Source organism: Verrucosispora sp. SN26_14.1 (assembly GCF_004307965.1).
GTDB lineage: Bacteria > Actinomycetota > Actinomycetes > Mycobacteriales > Micromonosporaceae > Micromonospora.
This window is the reverse complement of the sequence record NZ_SISL01000361.1, coordinates 1-5968: the sequence shown is the minus strand read 5'-3', so window position 1 is coordinate 5968 and position 5968 is coordinate 1. Positions and strand designations below refer to the sequence as shown.

The following is a 5968-nucleotide window of genomic DNA, read 5'->3' as shown; positions in this document are numbered from 1 at the left end:
CCCCGACCCCGACGCCGACTCCGACGCCCACCCCCACGCCCACCCCGACGCCGACGCCGACGAACCCGCCGGGCTCGGGTCAGCCGACCCGCTACCTGCTCGCCGGCGGTGGACTGGGTACGGCCGGCACCGCCGGGACCACGACCGTGGCCAGCGCCGGTGGCACCAACCGGGACGGCACGCCGACCAACCCGTCGGTGTTCACCGCCACCGGGCTCACCCTCGACCACACCGGCGGACAGACCGCCTTCGACCTGCTCCTCGACGCGGGCAACGCGGTCGGCAACGGGGTGCAGGTACGCGTCTCGTACGACCTGACCGGCAACGGAAGCTGGGAACGGGTGGAGACCTACCGGTACTTCGCCACCGACCCGGTGCCAGGCTGGGAGACCTACACCCAGGCGGCCGGGCTCCACTCCAGCACCGGCAGCCTCGGCAACCTGCGCGGCGGCACGGTCCGCGTGGAGGTCTGGTCCGCGATCGGCAACAACTCCAGCACGCTGGGCGTCGGTAACCGGTCGGTGGTACGCCTGCCGTACTCCTGACCTCTGACATCCCGCACTCCGCGCCGCCGGTCGTACCCCGACCGGCGGCGCGGACGCGTAGTTTCACCACATGCGTGACGCTGTTACTGACCTGCGCCGGATCGCGTTCCTGCTGGAGCGTGCCAACGAGGCCACCTACCGGGTGCGGGCCTTCAGGTCGGCGGCGAACGCGCTGGCCGCGCTACCCGCCGCCGAGGTGGCCGAGCGGGCCCGCAGCGGCACGCTCACCGAGCTGGCCGGGGTCGGTGACGTGACCGCCCGGTGCGTCACCGAGTCGCTGGCCGGAGAGGAACCGGTCTATCTGCGTCGGCTGGTCGCCACCGAGGGCACCGACCTGGACGCCGAGGCGGCCGCGTTGCGTGACGCGCTGCGCGGTGACTGCCACACCCATTCGGACTGGTCCGACGGTGGTTCGCCGATCGAGGAGATGGCGCTGGCCGCGGTCGAGCTGGGCCACGAGTATCTGGTACTGACCGACCACTCGCCCCGGTTGAAGGTGGCCCGGGGGCTGACCGCGGATCGGCTGCGCCGCCAGCTCGACCACGTGGCCCAGCTCAACGAGGCGCTGCCGGAGGGCTTCCGGATCCTCACCGGCATCGAGGTCGACATCCTCGCCGACGGTTCGCTCGACCAGGACGAGGAGTTGCTGGCCCGGCTGGACGTGGTGGTCGGCTCGGTGCACAGCGGCCTCGGCGACGACCGGGCGAAGATGACCCGACGGATGGTGAGCGCCGTCGCCAACCCGCACCTGGACATCCTCGGTCACTGCACCGGGCGCATGGTGTCGTCGCGTCCGGCCGGGGTGACCGGACCCGGTGACCGGGGGCATCGGGCCCGGACCCGGGCGGAGAGCGACTTCGACGCCGAGACCGTCTTCGCTGCCTGCGTGGAGCACGGCACCGCAGTGGAGATCAACTCTCGGCCGGAACGGCAGGACCCGCCGAAGCGGTTGATCCGGCGGGCCCTGGAGGCCGGGTGTCTGTTCGCGATCAACACCGACGCGCACGCACCGGGGCAGCTCGACTGGCAGCGGTTCGGGTGCGAGCGGGCGGCCCGCTGCGGCGTACCCGCCGACCGGGTCGTCAACAGCTGGTCGGCGGAGGACCTGGTCGCCTGGACCCACGGCTGACCGTTCCCGTCCGAGGCCGCAACCGGACCGGCCGTGCTGCTCCGCTGCCCCGCCGGGCGGGTCACGTAGGGTTCGCTGCGTGGGACGAATCGATGACCTCGCGAACCGGTACGTCGCCGACTGGGCGGCGCTGAGTCCGGCCGGCGCGACCATGGTCGGCATCTCCGGGCACGACGACAAGCTCGACGACCTGTCACCCGACGGGTACGCCGCCCGCGCCGACCTGAGCCGGCGCACCCTGGCCGAACTCGACACCGTCGAACCGGCGTCGGAGGCCGAACGCACCGCCCAGGAGGCGATGCAGGAGAGGCTCGGTCTCGACCTCGCACGGTACGACAGCGGCGAGACGAGCAGCGAGGTCAGCGTCATCACCTCCGGGCTGCACGAGATCCGGATGGTCTTCGACCTGATGCCGCACGAGGGCGAGCAGGCGCAGGCCGACATCGCCGCCCGGCTGAACCTCTTCGCCGGTGCGTTGGAGTCCTACAAGACCACGCTGCGCGAGGCGGCTGCCGCCGGACACGTCAGCGCCCGGGTGCAGTTGCTCGAGGTGGCCAAGCAGTGTGACACCTGGGTCGACCCGGAGGGCGACAACGTCTTCCACGGACTCGTCGAGCGACTGGGTGCGAGCGGTGCCCTCGACGCGGAACTGCGCCGGGGCGCAGCGGCGGCCACCGCCGCGACCGCCGAGTTCGGGCAGTTCCTGCGCGCCGAACTGGCCCCGCACGGTCGGGAGAAGCAGGCCGCCGGGCGGGACCGCTACGAGTTGGCCTCGCAGTACTTCCTCGGCGCCCGGGTCGACCTGGACGAGACGTACGCCTGGGGGTTCGCGGAACTGGCCCGCCTGGAGGCCGAGATGCGGACGGTGTCGGCGCAGATCGCCGGGCCGGGCGCCACGATCGAGGAGGCGGTGGCCGCGCTGGACGCCGACCCGGTCCGCACGATCCGGGGCAAGGAGGCGTTCCGCGACTGGATGCAGGGGCTGGCCGAGCAGGCGATCAGCGACCTGAACGGCACCCACTTCGACATCCCGGAGCAGGTCCGGCGGATCGAGTGCATGATCGCGCCGACCAGTGACGGCGCGATCTACTACACCGGTCCGAGTGAGGACTTCAGCCGGCCGGGCCGGATGTGGTGGTCGGTGCCGCAGGACCTGACCGAGTTCTCCACCTGGCGCGAGGTGACCACGGTCTACCACGAGGGGGTGCCCGGCCATCACCTCCAGGTGGGGCAGACCGCCGTCCGGGCGGAGCTGCTCAACCGCTGGCAGCGGCTGCTCTGCTGGGTCTCCGGCCACGGCGAGGGCTGGGCCCTGTACGCCGAGAACCTGATGGACGAGCTGGGCTACCTGGCGGATCCGGGCGACAAGCTCGGCATGCTGGACGGCCAGGCGTTCCGGGCCGCCCGGGTGATCGTCGACATCGGCATGCACCTCGAACTGGAGATCCCGGCGGACAACCCGTTCGACTTCCATCCCGGCGAGCGCTGGACGCCGCAACTGGGGTGGGAGTTCCTGCGGGCGCACTGCCGGGTGCCGGACGAGATGCTGCGCTTCGAGCTCAACCGCTACCTGGGCTGGCCGGGGCAGGCCCCCTCGTACAAGGTGGGCGAACGGATCTGGCTCCAGGCCCGGGAGGACGCCAAGGTCCGCAAGGGGGCCGACTTCGACCTGCGGGAGTTCCACCGCCAGGCGCTCGACCTGGGGGCTCTCGGGCTCGACCCGCTGCGTCGGGCGCTGGACCGGCTCTGAGAAACGGGCCCGGGACGAGGGTCACCCCTCGTCCCGGGCGTACCGGGATCAGCTCCGGTCGGAGTCGCTGCGCGGGGCGCGTTGCCCCGGCACGGTGGGCTCGTCGGACTTCCAGTTGGTCGATGCCGGAGGGATCTCGTCGGACAACGGCCCGCTCTGCCGCTGGTCGTCGCGGACCGCCGGCTGGTCGACCCGGGTCGGCGCCGTGTTCGCGGCATGCCGGCCGGTCGCGACGCCCCGGCCACGGTCGCGGGAGACCAGCAGTCCGACGAGGATCATCGCCAGACCGAGTACGGCGAGCCCGAGGGGCGCGTACACGCCGAGGAGGGTGAGCTGGCCCCGGCTCTCCTTGGCCCGCTCCACCGAGGACGCCACGGTCTCGTCGTTGTAGGCGAAGTCGGCGTCGAGCAGCGTCACCTGGGCACCCGTGTTCGGCACCAGCACCTTCTTCTGCTGCTCGCGCACCTTCAGGTACGAGCCGGTCACCGGGTCGACCCAGACCGTCCGGGTGTTGCTGTAGACGACGTCGCCGGAGGTCGCGCCGGGGGCGAGCGCACCGAGCAGCAGTCCGACGCGGTCCGCCGGTAGCGGCAGCTTCTCGTCGGTGATGACCTGCTCGTACCGGTACGCCTCAAGCCCGTTGACGTCCTCGGTGCCCTTGAACGCGGCCACCCGGGTCTGCCGCAGATCCCGGTCGAAGACCTCGTAGTCGGTCTGGTCCGAGTGGAACGGGAACTTGTAGATCTGCCCGGCGTACGGGACCTTCTCCTGGGTGCCGCTGTCGTCGAGGTAGCCCTCGCTCCACTCGACGGCGGCGCCGGAGACCCGGTCCAGGGCCAGCTCGGCACCGTACGCGCTGACCAGCTCCTTGGTGTCGGTCCGGTCGACGGTCTGGCCGACCCGCCAGACCACCGCGTCACCGGCCAGGTCGCCGCTGAGCGCCGCGGTCTTGGCCCGCTCGGGGGTGACCAGGATGGTGGACTTGAGGTCGGCCTGGTGGATGGCCGCCGCGCCGTTGGTGATCTGCAGGAAGGTGGCGTTCCTGGCCTCGGCGACGGACGTCGAGGAGTCCAGGTCGTAGGGCAGCTTGGTCATCGCTGGCTTGACGACGAACACCAGCCCGGCGGCGAGCGCCAGGAGCAGTACGCCGCCGCCGAACAGCACGGCACCCACGGCGCGGTGCTTCATGTTTCCTCCCCGAGGAGCGAATTTTCGTCGGCATCGATTAGTGTGGCCGCGAGGTTACTACCAAGTCACATAGCAACGCGACCCCCGGTCAGCCCCGATTTCGCCACCTCGTCGGGTCGTTCGCCGGCGGACCGCCGCAGGACGAGGACGAAGTTCCACGCCACCACCTCGCGAATGCCCGGCACCCGGATCACCCACCGCGCCCACCAGGGGTGGTAGCGGGGCAACGCGTCCACCACGTCGACGTCGCCGTTGCCTCGCGCCCACCGCAGGGTGTCCGAGATGGAGACCGGGAACAGCGTCTCCTGGAAGCGGTTCTTCGGCGGTCGCCCGTGCCGTCGCTCGTAGCGGCGACGCGCCCGGTGCCCACCGAGCCAGTGCCAGGGTGCGGTCTCGTGCCCGCCCCACGGCGACAACCAGGGCGTGTACGACACGAAGAGCAGCCCGCCCGGCCGGGTCACCCGCACCATCTCGTCGAGCATCGACGCGGGATCCCCGACGTGTTCCACCACGTTGGACGAGAACGCCACGTCCACACTTCCGGTCCGCACCGGCAGCGCCGTGCCGCTGCCCCGCAGCATCCCCGACACCGTCTCGCCACCGGTCGAGAAGTCACCCACGTCCGGGTCCAGCCCGACGTACCACGCTCCGGCGGCACGGAAACTCGTCGCGAAGTATCCCGGTCCGCCTCCCACGTCGAGCACCGTCCGCCCGGCCAACTCGGTGTAGCCGGAGACCTGGCGGACCGAGTCGGCGGCGAGCAGTCCGTAGAAGTGGTCGGGATCGGTCTGCTCGACCAGGAAGGCCCGGAACAGCGTCACCGAGCGCCGCAGGGTCGCGAAACGGCGCAGTGCCGCCCGCCGCGTACGGTCGTCCACCGCAGTCACCGTGCCACCGCCCCGTCCTCGCCCTCGCTGTCGGCGCCGGCCACACCGGGCGATTCCACCGGTGAGACCGGCGTCACATCATCCGGTACGGGGGGCGCTGCGCGTACACCGGGGACCGGCACCACTGCGGCGACCACCGCACCGATCGCGACCAGCATCGCCGCCTGCACCCACGTCCCGTACGCCCAGTCCTGCCCGTACCCCTGCAACCGGCCGGTCACCGCGACCGCCGTGGCGACGGACAACCCGCCCAGCACCACCACCGGCAGGGCGCGCGGGGCCAGTTGGCGAAGCACCATCGCGGCCAGCACGATGGCCACCGGCAGCACCCCGCCCAGCACGACGAGCAGCGCCAGCAGCACAGCTCCGATCGCCCACGGAGACGTCTCGGCGGGTACGCCGTCCGGTATGTCGCCGTCCGCCGCAGGCCGACGGCGGGCCGGCCACCCGGCCAGGACCAGCACCCCGG

Annotated in this window: 4 protein-coding genes and 2 pseudogenes; 3 read left to right on the top strand and 3 right to left on the bottom strand. The window is 71.8% G+C overall.

The features are described from left to right. From EYA84_RS24410 to EYA84_RS24400, 3 genes and pseudogenes are all read left to right on the top strand, one after another. A pseudogene (locus EYA84_RS24410) lies at positions 1 to 545 on the top strand (hypothetical protein); the annotation flags it as partial. A gap of 70 nt (positions 546 to 615) precedes the next feature. Continuing rightward, positions 616 to 1674: a PHP domain-containing protein gene (locus tag EYA84_RS24405; protein ID WP_131055709.1), complete on the top strand. Its 1059-nt coding sequence runs from the start codon at positions 616 to 618 to the stop codon at positions 1672 to 1674. Positions 1675 to 1753: 79 nt separating this feature from the next. After that, positions 1754 to 3424: a DUF885 domain-containing protein gene (locus tag EYA84_RS24400; protein ID WP_131055708.1), complete on the top strand. Its 1671-nt coding sequence runs from the start codon at positions 1754 to 1756 to the stop codon at positions 3422 to 3424. Between the two features lie 48 nt (positions 3425 to 3472). Here the strand turns inward: EYA84_RS24400 and EYA84_RS24395 are convergent, their stop codons facing one another. The 3 genes and pseudogenes from EYA84_RS24395 to EYA84_RS24385 all read right to left on the bottom strand — a co-directional run. Next, positions 3473 to 4612 carry a DUF3068 domain-containing protein gene (locus tag EYA84_RS24395; RefSeq protein ID WP_131055706.1) on the bottom strand — a complete coding sequence of 380 codons (1140 nt, stop codon included), beginning with the start codon at positions 4610 to 4612 and terminating at the stop codon, positions 3473 to 3475. A gap of 65 nt (positions 4613 to 4677) precedes the next feature. Continuing rightward, a complete protein-coding gene (locus tag EYA84_RS24390) occupies positions 4678 to 5490 on the bottom strand; it encodes a bifunctional 2-polyprenyl-6-hydroxyphenol methylase/3-demethylubiquinol 3-O-methyltransferase UbiG (RefSeq protein ID WP_236145937.1) in 813 nt (270 codons plus the stop codon). A 5-nt stretch (positions 5491 to 5495) separates the two neighbouring features. Next, positions 5496 to 5968, bottom strand: a pseudogene (locus EYA84_RS24385) (DUF3367 domain-containing protein); the annotation flags it as partial.

Bases quoted from the DNA above. Each gene is read 5' to 3' on its own strand.
- EYA84_RS24405 (WP_131055709.1), top strand. From the start codon at position 616: ATGCGTGACGCTGTTACTGACCTGCGCCGGATCGCGTTCCTGCTGGAG.
- EYA84_RS24395 (WP_131055706.1), bottom strand. From the start codon at position 4,612: ATGAAGCACCGCGCCGTGGGTGCCGTGCTGTTCGGCGGCGGCGTACTG.